The following is a 20,961-nucleotide window of genomic DNA, read 5'->3' on the forward strand; positions in this document are numbered from 1 at the left end:
GCTCAGGCTACGCGGCTCCGACCCGCCAGTCCGCCGGTGGTCATCGTGATGAGCAGCTCATAACTGGCCTCCAGGTCCTCGGGCAGCCCGAAGCCGCCCGCCGCCTCCAGGACGGCGAAGCCGTGGACGGCCGAGCGCAGGCAGCGCGCCGCGTGGACGAGATCCGGGCCCGCCAGGGCGTAGCCGCGCAGGGCCCCGTAGATGACGTTCAGCAGACGCTCGGCGGCGGCGTGCACCGGGCCGTCCTCCGGGGCCGCCTCCTGCTCCAGCGCCCCGTAGCGGCCCGGATGCTCCACCACATAGGACCGGTAGGCGTACATCAGCGCCCGGACGGCGTCGTCGCCGGACCGTCCGACCGCGGCCTCCCCGAGCCGTTCGGTGAGTTCTTCCAGGACGCGCGCGGTCACCAGATGTCGCAACTCGGCGAGATTGCGGACATGCTTATACAGGGAGGGCGTCGCGACCCCGGCCCTTCCCGCCACCGCAGCCAGCGTGAGGGCACCGGGGCCCTCGGCGTCCACGACGGCGACGGCGGCGTCCACGACCGCGTCGGGCGACAGTCCCGCACGGGGCATCGTGACCCTCCTCTATGACTCTGTAGCTATAAGGCTAAGGACATTAGCAACAGTGTCAAGTGGCGGCGTGGCAGCATGGGCAGCACAGGAGACCGAGGACGATGACATTGCCACCGATCCGGGGCCGCACGGCGTCCGCGCCGGGCCTGGCCGAGGAGCTGCGCATCTCGATCGCGCGGCTGTCGCGCCGGCTGCGCACGCTGCGGCCGTCCGCGGCGGGCGGCAGCGGCCCGAGCCCGCTGTCGCTCACGCAGTTCGCCGCGCTCGCCGCCATCGAGCGGCACGGGTCGATGACGCCGCGCGAGCTCGCCGACCACGAGAAGGTGCAGCCGCCCTCGATGACCCGCGTCATCGCCTACCTGGAGGAGCGGGGGCTCGTCGCGCGCAGCCCGCACCCGACCGACGGGCGCCAGGTCGTGCTGAACGCGACCGACGCGGGCGCCGCCCTGCTCGCCGACGAGCGGCGCCGCAAGGAGGCGTGGCTCGCCACGCGGCTCGGCGAGCTGACCGACGACGAGCGCGAGATCCTCCGCCGCGCCGCCCCCATCATCGACAGGCTCAGCCGTTCCTGACCCCGGTTCGCGGGCACTTGCCGGAATGTACGCGCGGCCATTACCGTTAGCCTTGGTAATGACTTCTGCTAACGAACGCCCCGACGAACCCGAGGGGCCCGCGACGCGCGGGGGCCGCGGGCGGAGGTCCGCACATCCGGCCCGGTCCGCCGCCCTGGCGAGCCCCGCCCGACCGCGCCGCCGCCCCGCACCCCGTCCCGCCGCGCACGCGCCGACCCGTCCCGCCGCGCGCCCGGACGCCGCCCCTTCCTCGACCGCCCCCTCAGCGGCCGGGACCTCCGAGACCTCCGCGGCCGATCCTTTGGTGAACGGTGCTTCCGTGAACGGTGCTTCTGTGAACGGCAGGGCCGGAACGTTCCACGAGCCCGTCGCGGACGCCCCGGAGCCCGCGCCCGAACCGTCCGCCCCCGAACTGCCGGAGACGGAGCGCTCCGCGGGAGCCGAGGCCTCCGGCCAGGAGCCCGAGGGCGGCGGCGGCATGTTCCGATCGCTCCGCAACCGCAACTTCCGCCTGTACGCCGCAGGGCAGGTCGTCTCCAACACCGGGACGTGGATGCAGCGCGTCGCGCAGGACTGGCTCGTCCTCGACCTCGCCCACGGCAGCGGCACCGCGCTCGGCATCACGACCGGCCTGCAGTTCCTGCCGATGCTGCTGTTCGGGCTGTGGGGCGGTGTGATCGCCGACCGCTATCCCAAGCGCCGCGTGCTGATGCTCACGCAGGTGTCGATGGGCGTGCTCGCGCTGATCCTCGGCCTGCTCTCGATCTCGGGCTCGGCGCAGGTGTGGCACGTGTACCTGCTGGCGTTCGGCCTCGGCGTCGCGACCGTCGTCGACAATCCGAGCCGCCAGGCCTTCGTGGTCGAGATGGTCGGCCGGCGCGACCTGCCGAACGCGATCGCGCTGAACAGCGCCACCTTCAACGGCGCCAGGCTGCTCGGCCCGGCCGTCGCGGGGGTGCTCATCGCGCTGATCGGCACCGGCCCCGTCTTCCTCGTGAACGCCGCGTCGTTCGGCGCCGTCCTGTTCGGCCTCTACGCCATGCGGGCGGACGAGCTGCACCCCGCCGCCCCCGTCAAGCGCGCCAAGGGGCAGCTGCGCGAGGGGCTCCGCTACGTGCGCGGCCGCCGCGACCTGATGCTCGTCCTCACCCTCATCGGGTTCCTCGCCATGTTCGGGATGAACTTCAACATCACGGTCGCGCTGGTGGCGAAGCAGGTCTTCCACACCGACGCCTCCGCGTTCGGCCTCGCGTCCAGCATGCTGGCGGTGGGCGCGCTCAGCGGGGCCCTGCTGGCCGCCCGCAGGGTCGCCCGGCCCCGGCTGCGGCTGCTGGTGGCGATGGGCCTGGTGTTCGGCGTCCTGGAGGCCCTCACCGGCCTGATGCCGACGTACTGGTCGTTCCTGGCGCTGCTGGTGCCGACCGGGATCGCGATGATGACGATCATGACGGCGGCGAACGCGACCGTCCAGCTCGGCGTCGCGCCCGAAATGCGCGGCCGCGTCATGGCCCTCTACATGCTCGTGTTCCTAGGGACGAACCCGCTGGGCGCGCCCGCGATCGGCTGGCTGGCCCAGCAGTTCGGCGCGCGGGCGTCCCTCGTCCTCGGCGGGCTGATCTCCGTGGTCGCCGCGCTGGCCGTGGGAGCCCTCGCCATGCGGTGGTCGTCGGACGAGGCCGGAGGCTCACCGGACGGGCGGAAGGCGGCGCGCCCCGCGCCGGCCCGGTTCCGCCGCGTCCGCGCCGGCGTCCGGTAGGGCCCGGCGCGGCCCCTGCGGTCCGCCGGGCACCAAGATTCGGGTGGCCCCATTTGCGTGACAAGGAGTGCCACCTGTTGACAAGCTGGCGGGGTGGCCCTGTGGACGGATTCATGAGGCTCTTCGTGGCACTCGTCCCGCCGGACGACGTTCTGGACGAGCTGGCGGAGGCGGTCCGGCCGCACCTCGGGGCGGTCCCCGAGCTGCGCTGGGTCCGGCGCGACCTGATGCACGTCACGCTGACGTTCCTCGACGAGGTCGACGACCGCACCCTGGAGAAGCTGCTCCCGCGGTTGGAGCGCGCCGTGGGCCGCCACGAGCGGATGACGTTGTCACTGGCGGGCGCGGGCGCGTTCCCCGGCAGCGGCGCGCACGCACGCGTCCTGTGGACGGGCCTGTACGGCGACCGCCGCGCGCTGGCCCGGCTGGCGGCCTCCACCACCGCCGCCGGCCGCCGCGTCGGGACGCTGCCCGACAAGCACCGCGGCTTCCGCCCGCACATGACGCTGGCGCGGTCGCGGCGGCCGGTGGACGTGCGGTCGCTGATCGAGGCGCTGTCGTCGTTCGCGGGCATGCCGTGGACGGCGGACTCGGTCCAGCTGATGCGCAGCCACCTGCCCGGCAAGGACTACACCCGGCTCACCTACGAGCCGCTGGTGACGTGGCCGCTGCGTCACAGCTCCGGCGGCGGGGGCGCGGGACGGTCGGCGTCCGGGGGGCCCCAGGGGACGCCGTAGCGCTCGCAGGCGCGGCGCAGCTCGCCGAGGTCCGGCGGGAACGCGATCTGACGCAGCACCCGCCCGGACGGCCCCCACACCACCAGCCGGGGCATCCGCTCGACCGCCTCGTCGACGCCGACGCCGCCGAGCCGGTCGCGGGCCACGTCCCACTCGACCTTGCCGCGCCGGGTGATGACGGCGACCCCGGCCGACGACACGCGCAGCTGCGACCGGTTGCGGTCGTACAGCCAGTAGCCGACGAGCCCGATCACCAGCCCGGCGGGCACCGACCACATCGCCGTGGTGTTGAACCCGCCGAGGTCGGGGCCGAGCCATACCGCGCCCAGCAGCGCCACCGCCTCGCACAGCAGGACGCTCATCCCGTAGGTGCCGACGCGGGACCGGCGGGTCGCGTCCAGGACCGTGCCCGGCGCGGTCACCGGGCTGGGCGCGGTGTGGACGGGGAAGGCGAGCCCGGGTTCGTCGGACGGCTCCGGCCGGGGAGCGGCGCCCTCCCGCACGGCGCTCTTGGCGGACAGGGCGGGGGCGGGCTCCGGATCGGGGGCGGACAGCGAGGACATGGCCGAGTGGAACGCGGCGCTCAGGTAGGCGTCGTACTCGGCGTCGTTGACCGGGAGCCCGGCGCGGCGCGCGGAGTCGCGCAGGTCGGTGCGGGAGATCCGCAGCGCCGACAGGGGCGCGGCGAAGAACTCGTCGCCGTCGGCGTCGTACAGCCGGACCCAGGCGTGCCCGGAGACGGTGAGCAGTTCGATGCCGCCGATGCGGTCCTGGGGCATCTTCAGCACCACGTCGCCGGCGGCGTCGGCCCAGCCGAGCCCGTCGTCCTCGACGACGAGGCGCCCGCCCGGCACCTGCGCGAAGATCTCCGGCAGCCCTTCGAGCCCGTAGTCGGGGCGGCGCGGCGACCGCGCCCCCGGGGTGATCACGCGGTAGCCGTGGTCGTCGAGGGCGTGCGCGAGCTGGAAGCCGTCCAGGCCGTGCGCGGGGAGCCGGGCGACCAGCTCCATCCGGTGCCCGAACGCCAGCGCGGCGAGGTCGGCGCGGCGCGGCTCGCCGCTCACCGGGTCCAGCCGCAGGCCGGGCCCGACGACGACCGCCGCGACGTCCCGGGCGCGCAGGTCCTGGATCTCGCGGCGGCGGCCGGGGCGGGCCCGCACCAGCAGCCGCTCCGCGGTGATCGTCCAGCGGACCTGCGCGGCCCGCAGCAGCCGGCGGCGCGCCGCGAGGACGCCGCCGACCGCGGCGAGCGTCCAGCAGCCCGCGGCGAGCCGGGCGCCGAACTCGCTCGTCCCGTCGAGCGCGATGCGGACGACCATGACGGTGCCGAGCAGGACGGTGAGCGCGCCGAGGAGCACGATCCGGCGGCGGCTCGGGAGGGGCTCGGGCGTGGCCAGCCGCTGCTCGTCGGGCGTCGCCGGGGACGTGCCGCGGGCGGGCGTCTCGGCGGGCGGCTCGTGCGCCGCCGACAGCAGGGCCGCCTCCTGGTCCAGGAGGCGCTTCTCGGCCGCGTGGTCGCGTGGCAGGGCGCCGCCGCCGGGGACGTCGTCCTCCAGCCCGGACATGCGCAGGGCCTCGTCGAGCGCCGGGTCGAGCAGGTCGGTGGCCTCGCCGTCCAGGACGTGCATGGGGATGCCGAGCCTGCGGGCCGTCACGAACACCGACAGCGGCTCCAGGCCCATCGCCGTCATCCCGCCCACGGCGGTGCGCCCGAACCGGTGGAAGACGGTCAGCACGCCGTCGCCCGTCGTGATGGCCAGACCGTCGATCCGGGACCGCTCGTAGGAGGTCATCGTCAGCCCGCCGGGGCCGATCCGCTCCAGGCCGGCCGCCGACAGCCGCCAGTACGGGCGCGGGCGGCGGCGGCGCGCCTCCGGCACCGCGCCGAGCAGCCACGGGAACGCGGCGACGGCGCCGATCAGCGCGGCCCACAGCCACACCGGCCGGATCGGCAGCAGCGCGAGCGCCACCGCGAGGACGGTGAAGGGACCCGCGGCGACGGGGCGCCAACGGCCGCCGGATCCCGCGAGGCCCACCAGCTCATGCTCCACAGTCCGCATCCTCACACGGGTCCCCGCGGGCCCGTCGCCCCCTTCCACGATCCGGTCGCCCTCCGGAACCGACATCCATCGCGCCGGTCAGGTCGGGGCTCCACTTCCGCCACATGAGTCTCACCGGTCATACGGAAACCCCCGGTCACCGGCGCCGCCGAAGCAGGCCGTAGCCGACCGCCCCCGCGATGGCGAGCGCGAAGAACAGCGCCATCCGGGTGTTGGTCGCGTCCCGCCGGCCGCTTCCGGCGTTCTCCGCCGCTCCCGCGTTCTTCGCGCCCGGGGACGGGGCCGGGAGCGCCTCGTCCGGCAGCGGAACCCGGTAGACCGGCTGGTTCGTGCCCTCCGACCCCACCAGCAGCGACCTGCCGTCCGGGGTGTAGGTCACCGACTCGCCCTGCACCTGCCGGGGCAGGTCGAGGGACTTGATCGTCTCGCCGGGGCGGCCGTCGGCGCCGACGGAGTACAGGCGGGCGCCGAAGTAGGTGCGGATGACGCAGGTCCGCCCGTCGGGGGCGAACGCGCCGTCGGTCGCGATCGGCGGGGCGTCCCCGACCTTGCGCAGCACGTTGGACCCGCCGGTCCGCAGCCGCGCCGGCGCCTCGTAGACCTTGCCGCCGAACAGCTTGCTCGCGATGTAGAGCCGGTTCGTGCGCGGGTTGATCATCATGGTCTCGGCGTTGCGCGGCCCGTCCTCGTACTTCATCCGGAACCGGACCGCCTGGAGGGTCTGGCTGCGCAGCCGGGCCGGCTCGGGGATGCGGTAGACGGTCACGTACGGCCAGGCGCCGCCGAGGTTGTCGCCGATGTCGGCCACGAAGATCGCCGGACGGCCGCGGCCGTCCCTGCCGACCGCCATCGCCTCCCAGTCGCGGGCGCCGGCCCCGGCGAGCGTGAGCACGGCGACGACCTGCCCGCCCGGCCCGAGCGCGTAGATCTTCGGGACGCCGCCGGAGTCGTTGTGGGTGTACACGACGCCCTTGTGCACGGCGCTGGCGGCCAGCCCGCTGGACTCGGTGATCCGCGAATCCTTGATCGTGAAGGCGACCGTGTCGCCGCGAGCCGCGCCGCCGGCGGGGGCGGCGGAGGCGGCGGCGGGGGTCAGCAGGCAGGCGGGGGCGGCGGCGAGGACGATCGCGGCGCCCGCTCGGACGGCGGCCCGGCGTGCTGACATGGATCGATCATCCCCGTTCCGCGCCCCGACGATCACCTGATCCGCGCCGCTCAGCCCAGCAGCGCCCCGACGACCACGGCCAGGATGAGCGCGGTCAGAACGGTGGGCAGCAGCCATTGGGGCGCGCGGTTCACGCCCCTGAGCTTATTCGTCCTCCCGGCCGCCTCGAACCGTCCACCCATGATCTGCATCTCATCCTGCATGTGCGGATTGTTCGGGGTGGTGCGCTCGCCGTTCGCGGCCGACCCGGGGCCGGCGTCGGACGTGGTCGTCATGCTGGGCGCGCTCGCCGAGGAGCGGGGGACCGGCGCGGCCGGCCTGGCGCTGCTCGGCGGCGCTCCGGGGCTCGGCGGGCAGACCGCCGGCGGCGGGGGCTGCCGGGTGGTGCGGGGAGGCGGCCGCTTCTCGGGGGTCTGGCGGCCGGACCTGCTGCCCGAGCTCGACCGCGCGGCCGCGGCCCTCGGCCACACCCGCCGGGCGGGCACCTCCGACGGGGAGCCGATCTACCGGCTCCTGGCGGGCCGCCGGACCCCGGCCGAGATCACCGGCGTCCTCGGCGCCCTGGCCGGACGGGTCGCGCTGGCGTGGGTCGAGCGCGACCGCCCCACCGAGGTGCACCTGGCGCGCGGCGCGCTCAGCCCGCTGGCCATGGCCGTGGACACCGACCAGAACATCTACTGGGCGTCCGACCCGCGCTGGTTCCGGGAGGCCGAGCGGCACGCCCGGGTCCGGTTCGCCACCGTCGTGCTGCTGCGCGAGGGGACCTACCTGAAGGTCGGCATGGAGCGCCGCCCGGGGCGCCGCGACCTGCCCGAGGTCCTCGCGTCGGCGGCCTTCACGCCGGCGGCGCGGGACGCCGGCACGGACCCGCGCGTCTGGACGGGCTTCACCCCGGCCGGCACCGAGGGCGACCGCGACGGCCTGATCCACAGCGTGGTGGAGCGGGCGGGCGGTGGCGGCGGTCTGCTGACCGTCGCCTGAACCGGCCCTCGGGGGGAGCGGCGTGGCCCCCCGAGGGCTCCGGTCAGGGCTCGGGGATGCTCAGAGGCGCTCGACGACGTAGTCGACGCAGGCGGTCAGCGCCTCGACGTCGTCGGGGTCGATCGCCGGGAACATGCCGATGCGCAGCTGGTTGCGGCCCAGCTTGCGGTAGGGCTCGGTGTCGACGATCCCGTTGGCGCGCAGCGCCTTGGCCACGGCCGCCGCGTCCACGTCGTCGTTGAAGTCGATCGTGCCGACGACCTGCGAACGCTGCGCCGGGTCGACCACGAACGGCGTCGTGTACGCCGTCTTCTCGGCCCACGTGTAGAGCCGCTGGGACGACTCGGCCGTGCGGGACGTCGTCCACCGGAGGCCGCCCTGCCCGTTCATCCACTCGATCTGCTCGGCGAGCAGCAGGAGCGTGGCCACGGCGGGCGTGTTGTACGTCTGGTCCTTGGCGGAGTTGTCGACGACCGTCTTCAGGTTGAAGAACTCCGGGACGTACCGGTCGGACATGGCGATCTCGTCGATCCGCTCCAGCGCCGCCGGGGACGCGAGCGCCACCCAGAGGCCGCCGTCCGCCGCGAAGCACTTCTGCGGCGCGAAGTAGTAGACGTCGGTCTCGGTCACGTCGACGGGCAGGCCGCCCGCCCCGGACGTGGCGTCCACCAGGACGAGGCCCTCCCGCGCGGTGGTGCCCGCCGGGCGCTTGATCGGCATCGCGACGCCGGTCGAGGTCTCGTTGTGGGTGAGCGCGTAGACGTCGACGTCCTCCTCGGCGGACGCCTCGGGGTGCGTGCCGGGCGGGCTGGAGATGACGGTGGGGTCGCCCAGCCAGGGCGCTCCCGTGGTGACCTTGGCGAACTTGCTGGAGAACTCGCCGAACGTCAGGTGCTGCGACCGCTGCCGCACGAGGCCGAACGCGGCCGCGTCCCAGAAGGCCGTGGTGCCGCCGTTGCTGAGCAGGACCTCGTACCCCTCCGGCAGGGAGAAGAGATCGGCCAGCCCTTCGCGGACGCGGCCGACGAGGGACTTCACCGGCTTCTGCCGGTGCGAGGTGCCCATGTAGGTCGAGCCGGACTCGGCCAGGGCGGCGAGCTGCTCGGGACGGACCTTGGAGGGACCGCACCCGAAGCGCCCGTCGGCGGGCTTGAGATCGGCGGGAATGTCGATGGTGGGATTCGCGCTGTCGGTCACTCACCCGAGGCTATCTGACCTGCGGCGAAGATCGCGGGTCGGGTTCACATGCCGAGACGGCGGCGCCGCCACGCCCAGGTGAGCAGGGCGATCAGGCCGAGGGCGCAGACGCCGCCGACGACGCCCGGCGGGTAGAGCCAGTCGTCGCCCCTGGAATGCGCCTCGACGGCCGTGCGCGCGGAGTCGTAGGTCAGGAACGCCAGGAGGAGGGCGGCGAGCACGACGGCGATCCGCCCCGCGACGGCGTCGGTGCCCCGGCGGCGCTCCTCGCGCTCCGCGTCGAACCGCCGCAGCGCCTCGGCGGCCTCGGCTCTCTCCCGCCCGGCCTCCGGCGCCCCGGGCCGCGCGGCCGGGCCCGAGCCGGCCCCGGACGCCGCACCGGACGCGGGGCCGATGTCGCCTTCGAGCGGCTCGTCCGCCGCGGAGGGGACTTCTCTCATGCGGCCAATGATGACAAAGTGGCCGAGTTTCGCGAACCCGCACATGATCAGCGGGAAGTTTCGATCCAATACCTCCTTGTCCGCGTCCAATCCAGACGGGGGCTAGAGGCGCGGGGGGAGCGGCCGGGGCAGAGGCGAGCACGGAAGCGAGGCGGGACATGGCGGGCGACGGCGACCGGATCCTGAGCGAGGATCGGCTGCGCGGGGTGCTCGACCTGTTCGAGCGGCTGCGGGAGCGGCCGCCGCGGCGGTGGCGGGAGCGGCTGCGGCCGCTGCTCCTGCTGCTCGGGCCGGGGCGCGCCACCTCCCACGTCGCGGAGATGCTCAAGTCCCGCTGCGAGGACGAGCGCGCCCCGGTGTCGCACATCGCCGCCGACACGGCGGCCACCGACGTCGCGGGCGTCCTGCGGGAGGCCAAGCGCGAGCTGTCGCAGCCGAGCAGCCGCGCCCGCGGCGAGCCGGCGCTGCGGTTCCCGCTGCTGGAGATGGCGCTGTGGCTGCGCGACCTGCGGGAGATCCGGCTGGCCGGCGACCGCCCGCCGCCGCGCGGCGCCTCGTCGGCCGAGCGCGAGAACCACCTGCTCGTCCGGCGGCTGACGCACCCGCCGGTCGGCGACAACGAGAACGCGCGCCGCCGCGAGCTGAACCGGGTGATCCGCCGGCGCGGCCGGGACGTCCTGCGCGACCTCGAGGAGGTGCGCGGCAGGCCCGCGATCTTCTTATCCTTCCTGGAGCAGATCGCTCCCATCGGCATCGCGGCCGTCGCGCTGATCAGCGCCGGGACGGCGGCGGCGCTCGACCTCGCCTCCGCCGTGCTCGCGGCCGTCATCGGGCTGGCGTTCGTGACCGTGCAGATCGTCGCCCGGACGCGCGGCTGGTACGGGGTGCGCCGGTTCGGCTGGTTCCTGCGCCAGCCCTACGTCGACCGCGACTCCACCGGCTTCCTCGGCTTCGCGCTCGGCGTGTTCGACCCCCGCCCGGTCGAGCCGGACGACCACGGCGAGCAGCTCGACCTGCTGCTCGTCGCCGCGTTCCTGGAGGACCTGCGCCGCAACTACCGGCGCGACTACCGGCGGGCGGCGTGGGCCCGGATCCGCTACCCGGTGCTGATCTTCGAGCGGCTGTCCGCCGGGCATCCCGGGGTGGAGTTCGTGGAGCTGGTCGAACGGGTCCGCGCCGACAGCCAGGCGAGCGACCGGCTGCCCGGGTTCGACCCGCTCGTCGTCGTCGCCGGCATCGACCCGACCGCGCCCGCGAGCGACGACCCGGCCGCGGCGTCCGGGCCCCTGCTGCTCGACCGGATCGCGCGGGCCGTCCGGGTGGACGTGGCGTCGGACGAGCCGCAGAGCGTCATCGCCGCGCGCGGCCTGTGGGACCGCTACACGCGCGAGCAGCGGCGCGTCGGCGCCCTCGGCTCGCGCCGCGAGCTGCGCGTGGACATCACCCGCGACCCGGGCGGCGACCTGCCGCCCGTCCGGCCGGTGCGGCGCCGCCCCCGGCTCGCCCATCCGGCGCTGCCGTGGATCGCGATGGTCGCGGTCGCCGCCGCGTCCGTCTCGGTGATCTCCGTGCAGGCGGTGCGGTACTGCTCGCCGTTCGGCATCAGGCGGATGGCGAACGGCGAGTGCGTCGGCATCACCGACGGCTCGTTCCGCTTCGGCGAGGACTCCGGCGGCAAGAACAACGACAACCGGCTCAACAAGGTCCTCGACCGGATCCAGGCGCTGAACGACCACGTCATGGAGTCCGGCAAGCCGTACGCGACCGTGGTCTACCTCGGCCCGGTGACGGCCGACCCGTCCATCAAGAACAAGCGGATCGACCTGCTCGCCGGGGTGCAGGGCGAGCTGATCGGGCTGGCGATCGCGCAGAAGCGGTTCAACGACGCCGCCGAGGGCGACGACCTGCGGCTGCGGGTGCTGGTCGCCAACGCGGGCGCGAAGTTCCGCTACGCCGAGGACGTCGCCCAGCAGATCCGCCGGCGCGCGCTGAAGGACCGCTCGATCGTCGCCGTGATCGGGTTCGAGCAGAGCCGCCGGCAGACCCAGCAGGCGATCAGGCTGCTGGCCAAGTCGGCGCTGCCCCTCGTCGGCACCGCCAACAGCTACGACGGGACGGCGCTGCTGGACGGCGACGCGGGCTACTCGCCGTACTACTTCAGGCTCGCGTCGCCGAACGCGCGGACCGCCCAGCACGCCGCCTACTGGGCGCGGCACGGAGACGTCGGCGACACGAAGGCGGACGACGCGGTGGTCATCTACGACGGGGACCGCGACGACCTCTACAGCGCGAACCTGGCGGCCGACTTCCAGAAGTCGTTCCGGCCCGGCAGGGCGCTCATGCGCCCGTACCGGAACCCCGGCGAGCTGAACAAGTCGGTCAGGGAGGCGTGCCAGGACCAGCCCGACCTGTTCTACTACGCGGGCCGGTCGGACGAGTTCCGCTCGTTCATCAACGTCCTGGAGCTGTCGTGCCCCCGGCGCCCGCTGGTCCTCGCCGACGACGAGATCGCCAAGTACGTCAGCGACAACGCCGAGGAGCTCGGCCGCAAGAACACCTTCGACCTGTACTTCACGCCGCTGGCCGCGCGGGAGGCGTGGACGTGGCGCTGGATCGGCGACCAGTCGCCGCAGACGTTCTACTCCGACTACGACCCCGCCGTCCGGGAGATGACCGACGACGAGGACGACCCGACGGGGCGGCGGCCGTCCATCACCCGCGCCGCCGTCAGCTACGACGCGGCGACCCTCGTCGCGACCGTGGCGAGCAAGGTCTACTGGCAGGAGAAGGCGCTCCCGTCGGCGGGCTCGGTGTTCGCCGCGCTCAACGACCCCGACCACGACGTCCTGCGCAACGGCGCGAGCGGCGTGCTGCGCTTCGGCCCCCGCGGCACCGGCCACCAGGTGCTCGACCGGCCGGTGATCCTCGCGACGATCGAGCAGGACGGGACGACGGAGGTCAAGCAGGTGTGCGGCCGCCTCATCGCCGGGGTGCAGGGCCGGGCCGACTGCCCGCCCGGGGAGAAGCGGGGCGGGGGCGCCGCGCGGTAGGGCCGGGACGGCGCGCCCTCGGCCACGGCGCGGCCCCCGGACACGGCAAAGGCCCCCGGTTCTCCCGGGGGCCTCAGGCGCGTCGGTGCGGGGGGACGGGCCGGTCAGCCGGCCTGGCGCTTGAGGACCTCCGCTGCGCCGGCGACCTCGCTGAGGGAGCGGCTGCCGGGGCCGGTGTACCGGGCGCTCGGCCGGACGAGGCGGCCGGTGCGCTTCTGCTCCAGGATGTGCGCCGCCCATCCCGCGGTGCGGCCGCAGGTGAACATCGCGGGCATCATCGCGGTCGGGACCTCGGCGAAGTCGAGGATGACCGCGGCCCAGAACTCCACGTTCGTCTCGATCGGGCGGTCCGGGCGGCGCTCGCGCAGCTCGGCCAGCGCCGCGTCCTCCAGGGCCTTGGCGGCCTCGAAGCGGGGCGCGTCCAGCTCCTTGGCGGTGCGGCGCAGCACGCGGGCGCGCGGGTCCTCGGCGCGGTAGACGCGGTGCCCGAAGCCCATCAGCCGCTCGCCGGAGTCGAGGATGTCGGTGACGACCTTGCGGGCGTCGCCGAGCTGCTCGACCTTCTCGATCATCGGCAGGACGCGGGCGGGGGCGCCGCCGTGCAGCGGGCCGGACATCGCGCCGATCGCGCCGGACATGCTGGCCGCGACGTCCGCGCCGGTGGAGGCGATGACGCGGGCGGTGAAGGTGGAGGCGTTCATGCCGTGCTCGGCGGCGGAGACCCAGTACGCGTCGATGGCCCGGACGTGCTTGGGGTCGGGCTCACCGCGCCAGCGGACCATGAACCGCTCGGTGATGGTGCCGGACTCGTCGATCCGGCTCTGCGGGACCATCGGCTTTCCGACGCCGCGTGCGGACTGCGCCACGAACGACAGCGCCGTCACCGACACCCGGGCGAGGTCGGCGCGGGCCTCCTCGTCGGAGATGTCGAGCAGCGGCTTCATCCCGTACGCGGTGGCGAGGGTGGGGAGGGAGCTCTGCACGTCCACCCGCACGTCGCCGGAGGTGACCGGGAGCAGGTGCGGGTCGGCGGGAGCCAGGCCCGGGTCGAGGCTGTCGTCCACCAGGAGCCCCCAGGCGTCACCGAAGGAGACGCGGCCGACGAGCTCCTCGATGTCGACGCCCCGGTAGCGGAGGGCGCCGCCCTCCTTGTCCGGTTCGGCGATCTCGGTCTCGAAGGCCACGACCCCCTCGAGACCGGGTTTGAAGTCGGACATGTCGTCCTGCCTTTCGTCCCCAAGAGTGATAAGGCGGTGCCGTGCCATTGAACCCTGTCCGCCTTACTGACCAGTACCCAGGGGTCATGTGAGTTGCACAAGGCCCAGGTGAGAGGCTCGGACGCTGTGGATTCCCCAACGCCCGATCCCGCACGGCTCCGCAGATCCTACGAGGGGGGCGAATTGTCCGAGTCGGCGCTCCCCGCCGACCCGCTCGCCCTCTTCGCCGCCTGGTTCGCCGAGGTGCACGCCTCGGGGCTGGCCGAACCGAACGCGATGATCCTCGCCACCGCGTCCGGCGACGGCGTCCCGAGCGCCCGGACCGTCCTGCTCAAGGGCTACGGGCCGCAGGGCTTCCGGTTCTTCACGAACCTGACCTCCCACAAGGGGCGCGACCTCGCGGAGAACCCCCGCGCGGCGCTGGTGTTCCCGTGGCATCCGATGTACCGGCAGGTGCGGGTCGCGGGACCGGTGCTCGAGCTCGCGCGCGAGGAGTCGGCCGCCTACTTCCGCACCCGCCCGTACGGTTCGCGGATCGGCGCCTGGGCGAGCGAGAACCAGTCCGGCGTCATCCCCGACCGCGAGGTGCTGGAGCGCCGCTACGCCGAGGCAGCCTCGCGCTGGCCGGATCCGGCCTCCGGGCGGCCCTCCGGCGCGGCGGAGGCGGACGCGGCCGACGCCGTCCCGCTGCCGGACTTCTGGGGCGGCTACCGCGTCGTCCCCGAGTCGATCGAGTTCTGGCAGGGCCGCCGCGACCGGCTCCACGACCGGATCCGGTACCGCCGGACGACCCCGGGGGACGAGAGGGGATGGGTGGCGGAGAGACTGTCTCCGTGACACCGGAACCGCCTGGGACGGCCCGCCGCAGGCGGCTGCGGAGGCTCGCGATCGACACCCGCCCGCTGGGCCACCCCGCCTACCGGCGGCTGTGGCTGGGGCAGGGCGTTTCGTTCGTCGGGTTCCAGGTCACCGCCGTCGCGGTCCCCGTCCAGGTCTACGACATGACCCGGTCGTCGGCCTGGGTGGGCGCCCTCGGCGTCGTCAACCTCGTCCCGCTGATCGTGTTCGGGCTGTGGGGCGGCGCGGTGGCCGACCACATGGACCGGCGCAGGCTGCTGCTCGCCTCGTCCTGCGTCATGTGGGCGGCGACGCTGCTGCTGCTCGTCCAGGCGCTGCTGGGCGTGGGCAGCCTCGCGCTGATCATGGCCGTGGTGGCGGTCCAGGCGGTCGGCTTCGCGGTGTCCTCGCCGACCCGCAGCGCGATCATCCCCCGGCTGGTCGACCGGCCGCTCGTCCCGGCGGCCAACACCCTCAACTTCACCGCGAGCCAGTTCGGGATGCTGGCCGGGCCGCTGTTCGCCGGCGTCCTGCTCGCCCACTGGCACTACGCGGCGGCCTACGCGCTCGACGCCGTGCTGTTCACCGTGGTGCTGTACGCGGCGCTGCGGCTCCCGCCGATCCCGCCGCTCGGCGAGATGACCGGCACGCCCGGCCTGCGGTCGGTCTTCGACGGCCTGCGCTACCTGGCCACGCAGCCGGTGCTCCTGATGTCGTTCGTCGTGGACGTCATCGCCATGGCGGTGGCCATGCCCCGCGCCCTGTTCCCCGAGGTGGCCGAGACGCGGTTCGGCGGCGAGGGCGCGGTCGGCTACCTGTTCGCCGCGATCGCGGTCGGCGCGTTCCTCGGCGGGCTGTCGTCCGGCTGGATCGGGCGGGTGCACCGGCAGGGGATCGCGCTCGTCGCGTCCATCGCCGTCTGGGGGCTCGCCGTCGCGGCGTCCGGGCTGGCCGGCCATCTCTGGCTCGCGGTGGCGCTGCTCGCCGTCGGCGGCGCGGCCGACCTGGTGTCGTCGGTCTTCCGCCAGTCCATGCTCCAGACCTACGCGCCCGACCGGATGCGGGGACGGCTCCAAGGCGTCTTCACCGTCGTCGTCGCGGGCGGGCCCCGGCTCGGAGACGTCCGGGCGGGGGCGACCGCGAGCGCCGTAGGCGCGACCGCCTCGTGGGTCGGCGGGGGCCTGGCCTGCGCCGCGCTGGTCATCGCGGTGGGGTTCGCCGTCCCCGCCCTGCTCCGCTACGACACCCGCACCGCCGAGACCGTCACGGCCGAGGCGGTGCCGGCCGACCACTGAGGCCGCCGGAACACTGAGGCGCCGGGCGGGTGTCAGCCGAGCGCGGAGGCGGCGATCTTCAGGTCCTCCAGGAGGCCCTGGTAGACGGCCTCGCGGTCCTCGGCGCGCAGGACGGCCGACGGGTGGATCGTCGCGAGGAGCCGCGGTTCGGCCGCGCCGGGCGGCTCGTCCCCGATCTCCCGCCCGGCGGCCGGGGTGCCGAGCGTCTCCAGGTCGGGCAGCGGGAGCAGCCGCCCGCGCTGCCTGGTCACCCGGAACGAGGAGCCGAGCAGCGCCTTGCCCGCCGTCGCCCCCAGGGCCACGACGACCTCCGGGTCCAGGAGCCGCAGTTCCGCGAGGAGCCAGGGGCGGCACGCCCGCATCTCGCCCGCGTTCGGCGTCTCGTGGATGCGCCGCTTGCCGCCGCCCTCCGGCTTCTTGTACTTGAAGTGCTTGACGGCGTTGGTGACGTAGACGTCGCCGCGCTCGATCCCGGCCTCCTCCAGCGCCTGGTCGAGGACGCGCCCCGCGGGGCCGACGAACGGGTGGCCCCTGCGGTCCTCCTGGTCGCCGGGCTGCTCGCCGATGAGCACCATCCGCCCGCCGGGGGAGCCCTCGCCGAAGACGGTCTGCGTGGCGTTCCGGTAGAGGTCGCATCCGCGGCACCCCTCGGCCGCCCGGCGCAGGGCGTCCAGGTCGGCCCGCCCCTCCGGGGTCCCGGGCAGGAAGGGTTCCGCGTCTTGGGAAGGTTTCGCGTTCATCTTGCGTTGCCCCGTACCCGGCTTGACGGGGATATTCGCGGGACCCGGCGACGTGGGGTCCGAGCAAGTAGACTCTTGCCCATAAGACTGGAGGGAGCTGTGACCTCACACGGCCTGATCGACACCACGGAGATGTACCTCCGGACGGTCTTCGAGCTCGAAGAGGAGGGGATCATCCCCCTCCGCGCGCGCATCGCCGAGCGGCTCTCCCAGAGCGGCCCGACGGTGAGCCAGACGGTCGCGCGGATGGAGCGCGACGGGCTGCTGCGGGTCGAGGGCGATCGGCACCTCGAACTGACCGAGAGCGGCCGCGGTCTGGCCACGCGCGTGATGCGCAAGCACCGCCTCGCCGAATGCCTCCTGGTCAACGTCATCGGACTGCCCTGGGAGGACGTCCACATCGAGGCGTGCCGGTGGGAGCACGTGATGTCGGAGGACGTCGAGCGCCGCCTGGTCGCGCTGCTGGACAACCCGACCACCTGCCCGCACGGCAACCCGATCCCCGGCCTCGACGAGCTGGGCGGGCACGGCGACGACGCCGACGAGGCGCCGCTGGCGGTGATGACCGCGGTGGCGAGCCCGCAGGGCGCGGACGCGGTGATCCGGCGGATCAGCGAGCAGGTGCAGAGCGACAGCGACCTGATGCTTAGACTCAAGCAGATAGGGATACAACCGGGACGAGAAGTGATTCTCCGGGCGACCGACGACGGGGTGCGGGTGATCGGTGACGACGAGGACGACAGTCCCGCGACGGAACTGCCGCGCGGCATCGCCGAGCACGTCTTCGTCAGCAGGCGCTGACACGGTCCGCGTGTGCACCCCCGCCTCGACGGTCTATACCGAAGATCTCCATAACATCGCGTCTTCCGGGCGTATCCCGACGGCGGGTTCGTCGTTCAATACGACGAGGCGACCACGTAGGACGCCCGCGCCGCGACGTGCGGTGATCAACGGGGCGAGGATCGGGACGGGTATCGGGATGGGGAGATGAGCCACTGGGGGGAAGCGCCTGACGAGGCGCACCTGCCGCCCGAGACCGTCCTCGCGCAGATGGAGATGGCGGTCATCGTCTGCGACCGCTTCAGCAACATCATCTACGGCAACTCCTTCGCCCGGCAGCTGTTCGGCTTCGGCGGAGACGCGTTCATCGGCCACTCCATCCTGTCGCTCGGCATCGCCGAGGAGGACCACGAGCAGGCGACCGAGCTCGCCAGGCACGTCCTCAAGGGCGGCGTGTGGGAGGGCACCTTCTGCAACCTGCGCGCCGACGGCACCACGGTCTACACGCGCGCGCACGCCGTCCCGCTGCGGCACCCGTCCGGCGCCGTCGACGGAGTGGTGATCTTCGCGCGCGAGGCGCTGCGCTCCAACCAGCGCGAGCAGGACCGCTACGGCCTGATGGAGCGCATCGGCGAGCGGCTCGCCGGGTCCCTGGAGCTGGAGAGCACCCTGCGCCGGGTCGCCGACACGCTGGTCCCGCAGTTCGCCGACCACTGCTTCATCGACCTCTACAGCGGCGACCGCCTCTACCGGCGGGTGTCGCGGCACGCGGGCGACTGGGAGCCGCCGCCCGGCACGTGGGCGGAGGTCGGCGAGCCCGTCTCCTACCCGCCCGGCCACTTCAGCGCCAAGGCGATGGACCGCCGCGACGCCGTCCTCGTCGAGGACATGATCCAGCACCGGTTCACCGCGCCGAACGAGTCGTCCCAGCGGCTCGGCCACGAGATGGGCATCACCTCGGTGATCTCCGCGCCGCTGCTGGTGCGCGGCGAGCTGCTCGGCGTGATGAGCCTGGCGCTGTCGAACCTGTCCAAGCGGCCCGACCCCCACTACGACGGCTTCGACCGCGACCTGCTCGGCGCGATCGCCAGCCGGGTCGCGCTCGCCGTCGACAACGCGCTGCTGTTCGAGGAGGAGCGCGAGACCGCGCTCGCCTTCCAGAAGCACCTCCTGCCGGGCGACCGGCCGCCCCGGCTGGACGGCCTGCAGATCGCCTGGCGGTACGAGCCGGCCCGCCCGCTGGAGTCGCACGGGCACGGCATCCAGACGCAGGTCGGCGGCGACTGGTACGACGTCATCCCGCTGTCGGCGGGGCGCGTCGGCCTCGTCATCGGCGACGTCGAGGGCCGCGGGGCGCGCGCCGCCGCCGTCATGGGCCAGCTCCGCGCCGCGCTGCGCGCCTTCGCCCAGGACGACAAGCCGCCCGCCGACATCCTGCGCAAGCTCGACGAGTGGGTCCGCACGATGACGCGGCCCGAGCGGATGCGGTCCGGCTGGAACAGCGACGACCTCGTCCGGCCGCCGCTGGTGTCCTGCACCTACTTCGTCTACGACGCGTGGTCGCGGGTCCTGGAGTTCGCCAACGCCGGGCACGACCCGCCCCTGCTGGTCGTCGACGGCGAGGTCAGCGAGCTGGACTTCGAGAGCGAGGGCGGCATGCTCGGCCTGCGCGCCCCGGGCATGGGCGGCGAGCTCCTCTTCAACGAGGAGTCGGCCGAGCTGAAGCCGGGCTCCACGCTCGTCCTCTACACCGACGGCCTGATCGACCGGCGCTCCAAGGACGACGGCGACCACTACACGCGCGAGGAGGCGCGGGAGATGGTCCGCGCCGCCGTCGCCGAGGTGGCGCACGGCGGGGTCGAGGCGATCGCCAACGCCGCCTACGACGCGGTGCCCGGCGACATCGACGACGACGTCGCGATCGTGGTGATCCGCACCGCCGCCGAGGAGCTGGCCGTCGAGGAGCGCACCTTCACCGCCGAGCCGATCATGGTCTCGGAGGCGCGCCGGATGGCCGCCGACGCGTTCGCGGCCTGGGGGATGCTCGACGAGCAGGCCGAGCTCGCGTGCCTGCTGGTGTCGGAGGTCGTCACGAACGTCGTCCTGCACGCCACCTCGACGCCGACGCCGCGCCGCGAGATGGTCGTCCCGGTCCCGGCCGGGCCGCCGGGCCGCGGCGGCGAGCCGCTGGGCGCGCCGCCGCCCGTGCAGTTCAACACCGACTTCGGCGCCCTGGACGGCGACCCGTTCGAGGGCGGCGCGTTCGACGAGGACGACTGGAATATCGGCGCCGACCTCGGCCGCCGCGAGCCGCCCACCAAGGAGTTCCGGCTCCGGCTGCGGCGCGGCGCGGGCGCGATCTGGGTCGAGGTGTTCGACTCCGACATGCGGCTGCCGCGCATCCGCAGCGCCGGCGAGACCGACGAGGGCGGCCGCGGCCTGTACCTCGTCGACCAGCTCGCCACCCGCTGGGGCGCTCGTCCGACCGCCGACGGCAAGGCCGTCTGGTTCGAGCTGCCGCTGAACCCGGGATGAGCCGGTGCGCGCCTGGGTGGTCGAGAAGCCGTCCCCGATGGCGACGGGGCCGCTCCGGCGCGCCGACCGCGAGGTGCCCTCGCCCGGCCCGGGCGAGCTGCTGGTCCGCGTGCTCGCGTGCGGCGTCTGCCGGACCGACCTGCACGTCGCCGAGGGCGACCTGCCCGTCCACCTGCCGGGCGTGACGCCGGGCCACGAGATCGTCGGGGAGGTCGTGTCCGCCGGCCCCGGCTGCCTGCACGGGCCCGGTGACCGCGTCGGCGTCGCGTGGCTGCGCGGGACGTGCGGCGCGTGCCGGTTCTGCCGCCGGGGCGCCGAGAACCTGTGCCCGTCCTCGGTCTACACCGGCTGGGACGCGCACGGCGGCTACGCCGAGTACGCGCTCGCCGTCGACGCCTACACCTACGCGCTGCCCGCCGAGCTGGACGACGTGCGCGCCGCCCCGCTGCTGTGCGCCGGGATCATCGGGTACCGGGCGCTGCGCCGCGCGTCCCTGCCGCCGGGCGGCCGGCTCGGCATCTGGGGGTTCGGCGGCTCGGCGCACCTGGCCGCGCAGATCGCGCTCGCCGAGGGCGCCGACGTGCACGTGTTCACCCGCAGCCCGGCCGCCCGCGAGCTGGCCCGCGAGCTCGGCGCGTCCTGGGCGGGCGACTCCTTCGACCCCGCCCCCGCCCCGCTCGACTCGGCGGTCATCTTCGCGCCGGCGGGCGAGCTCGTGAACGCCGCGCTCGAACGGCTCGACCGCGGCGGAACCTGCGCCGTCGCGGGCATCCACCTGAGCGACGTCCCGCCCCTGGACTACCAGCGGCACCTGTTCCAGGAGCGCCAGGTCCGCTCGGTGACGGCGAACACGCGGGCGGACGGCGAGGAGTTCCTGACGCTGGCCGCGCGCCTCGGCGTCGCCGTCACGACGCACGCCTACGGCCTGGACGACGCGGACCGCGCCCTGGCCGACCTCGCCGGCGACCGCTTCACCGGCGCGGCCGTGTTGGTCCCCTGACCCTCCGCAGCCTTCGCGAGCGGC

At 74.2% G+C, this 20,961-nt stretch carries 18 protein-coding genes; 10 read left to right on the plus strand and 8 right to left on the minus strand.

Annotated elements, in window-relative coordinates; all coding sequences use genetic code 11:
• Positions 1-2: 2 nt before the first annotated feature.
• Positions 3-575 (minus strand): TetR-like C-terminal domain-containing protein, encoded by a 573-nt coding sequence (locus AB0C21_RS25130; RefSeq protein ID WP_500207369.1) that lies wholly within the window; start codon positions 573-575, stop codon positions 3-5.
• A 101-nt stretch (positions 576-676) separates the two neighbouring features.
• Here AB0C21_RS25130 and AB0C21_RS25135 point away from each other — a divergent pair, with 101 nt between their 5' ends.
• The 3 genes from AB0C21_RS25135 (at position 677) to thpR (ending at position 3,640) form a co-directional block, all read left to right on the plus strand.
• Positions 677-1,147, plus strand: coding sequence for a MarR family transcriptional regulator (locus tag AB0C21_RS25135; protein ID WP_500207371.1), 471 nt, complete (start codon positions 677-679; stop codon positions 1,145-1,147).
• Between the two features lie 478 nt (positions 1,148-1,625).
• The gene (locus AB0C21_RS25140) at positions 1,626-2,903 is read left to right on the plus strand and encodes an MFS transporter (RefSeq protein ID WP_500207696.1); all 1,278 of its coding nucleotides are present in this window, start codon (positions 1,626-1,628) and stop codon (positions 2,901-2,903) included.
• A 113-nt stretch (positions 2,904-3,016) separates the two neighbouring features.
• On the plus strand, positions 3,017-3,640 hold the full coding sequence (gene thpR / locus AB0C21_RS25145; protein ID WP_500207373.1) for an RNA 2',3'-cyclic phosphodiesterase: 624 nt from the start codon (positions 3,017-3,019) through the stop codon (positions 3,638-3,640).
• Here thpR and AB0C21_RS25150 read toward each other — a convergent pair.
• The 3 genes from AB0C21_RS25150 to AB0C21_RS25160 form a co-directional block, all read right to left on the minus strand.
• On the minus strand, positions 3,577-5,691 hold the full coding sequence (locus tag AB0C21_RS25150; RefSeq protein ID WP_500207375.1) for a hypothetical protein: 2,115 nt from the start codon (positions 5,689-5,691) through the stop codon (positions 3,577-3,579). The two genes, thpR and AB0C21_RS25150, sit on opposite strands and share 64 nt — an antisense overlap.
• A gap of 145 nt (positions 5,692-5,836) precedes the next feature.
• Positions 5,837-6,865, minus strand: a complete 1,029-nt coding sequence (locus tag AB0C21_RS25155; protein WP_500207377.1) for a hypothetical protein — start codon at positions 6,863-6,865, stop codon at positions 5,837-5,839.
• A gap of 50 nt (positions 6,866-6,915) precedes the next feature.
• Positions 6,916-7,068, minus strand: a complete 153-nt coding sequence (locus AB0C21_RS25160) for a hypothetical protein (RefSeq protein WP_160161009.1) — start codon at positions 7,066-7,068, stop codon at positions 6,916-6,918.
• Between AB0C21_RS25160 and AB0C21_RS25165 the strand changes: the two genes are divergently transcribed.
• Positions 7,067-7,846, plus strand: a complete 780-nt coding sequence (locus AB0C21_RS25165) for a hypothetical protein (RefSeq protein ID WP_500207379.1) — start codon at positions 7,067-7,069, stop codon at positions 7,844-7,846. The genes AB0C21_RS25160 and AB0C21_RS25165 overlap by 2 nt on opposite strands.
• Positions 7,847-7,906: 60 nt before the next feature.
• Here AB0C21_RS25165 and serC read toward each other — a convergent pair whose 3' ends face one another.
• Positions 7,907-9,043 (minus strand): phosphoserine transaminase, encoded by a 1,137-nt coding sequence (gene serC / locus AB0C21_RS25170; RefSeq protein WP_149261194.1) that lies wholly within the window; start codon positions 9,041-9,043, stop codon positions 7,907-7,909.
• A 44-nt stretch (positions 9,044-9,087) separates the two neighbouring features.
• The gene (locus AB0C21_RS25175) at positions 9,088-9,483 is read right to left on the minus strand and encodes a hypothetical protein (protein WP_500207381.1); all 396 of its coding nucleotides are present in this window, start codon (positions 9,481-9,483) and stop codon (positions 9,088-9,090) included.
• Between the two features lie 158 nt (positions 9,484-9,641).
• Between AB0C21_RS25175 and AB0C21_RS25180 the strand changes: the two genes are divergently transcribed.
• Positions 9,642-12,533 carry an ABC transporter substrate-binding protein gene (locus AB0C21_RS25180; RefSeq protein ID WP_500207382.1) on the plus strand — a complete coding sequence of 964 codons (2,892 nt, stop codon included), beginning with the start codon at positions 9,642-9,644 and terminating at the stop codon, positions 12,531-12,533.
• A 104-nt stretch (positions 12,534-12,637) separates the two neighbouring features.
• Here the strand turns inward: AB0C21_RS25180 and AB0C21_RS25185 are convergent, their stop codons facing one another.
• Positions 12,638-13,750, minus strand: coding sequence for a citrate synthase 2 (locus tag AB0C21_RS25185; protein ID WP_149261191.1), 1,113 nt, complete (start codon positions 13,748-13,750; stop codon positions 12,638-12,640).
• A 183-nt stretch (positions 13,751-13,933) separates the two neighbouring features.
• Here AB0C21_RS25185 and pdxH point away from each other — a divergent pair, with 183 nt between their 5' ends.
• Positions 13,934-14,587, plus strand: a complete 654-nt coding sequence (gene pdxH / locus AB0C21_RS25190) for a pyridoxamine 5'-phosphate oxidase (RefSeq protein ID WP_500207383.1) — start codon at positions 13,934-13,936, stop codon at positions 14,585-14,587.
• Complete coding sequence (locus AB0C21_RS25195; protein WP_500207384.1) at positions 14,584-15,882, plus strand: MFS transporter; 1,299 nt, start codon at positions 14,584-14,586, stop codon at positions 15,880-15,882. Before pdxH ends, AB0C21_RS25195 begins: the two co-directional genes overlap by 4 nt.
• A 32-nt stretch (positions 15,883-15,914) precedes the next feature.
• Here the strand turns inward: AB0C21_RS25195 and AB0C21_RS25200 are convergent, their stop codons facing one another.
• On the minus strand, positions 15,915-16,622 hold the full coding sequence (locus tag AB0C21_RS25200) for a UdgX family uracil-DNA binding protein (protein ID WP_500207385.1): 708 nt from the start codon (positions 16,620-16,622) through the stop codon (positions 15,915-15,917).
• A 99-nt stretch (positions 16,623-16,721) separates the two neighbouring features.
• On the opposite strand from AB0C21_RS25200, the gene AB0C21_RS25205 reads away from it, so the two are divergent.
• The 3 genes from AB0C21_RS25205 (at position 16,722) to AB0C21_RS25215 (ending at position 20,937) form a co-directional block, all read left to right on the plus strand.
• Positions 16,722-17,423 carry an iron-dependent transcriptional repressor DtxR gene (locus AB0C21_RS25205; RefSeq protein WP_500207387.1) on the plus strand — a complete coding sequence of 234 codons (702 nt, stop codon included), beginning with the start codon at positions 16,722-16,724 and terminating at the stop codon, positions 17,421-17,423.
• Positions 17,424-17,609: 186 nt separating this feature from the next.
• Positions 17,610-19,937: an ATP-binding SpoIIE family protein phosphatase gene (locus AB0C21_RS25210; protein WP_500207388.1), complete on the plus strand. Its 2,328-nt coding sequence runs from the start codon at positions 17,610-17,612 to the stop codon at positions 19,935-19,937.
• A 4-nt stretch (positions 19,938-19,941) separates the two neighbouring features.
• A complete protein-coding gene (locus AB0C21_RS25215) occupies positions 19,942-20,937 on the plus strand; it encodes a zinc-dependent alcohol dehydrogenase family protein (protein ID WP_500207389.1) in 996 nt (331 codons plus the stop codon).
• Positions 20,938-20,961: the final 24 nt, after the last annotated feature.

The organism is Spirillospora sp. NPDC049024 (genome assembly GCF_040649235.1).
In the GTDB taxonomy this organism is placed as follows: Bacteria; Actinomycetota; Actinomycetes; order Streptosporangiales; family Streptosporangiaceae; genus Spirillospora.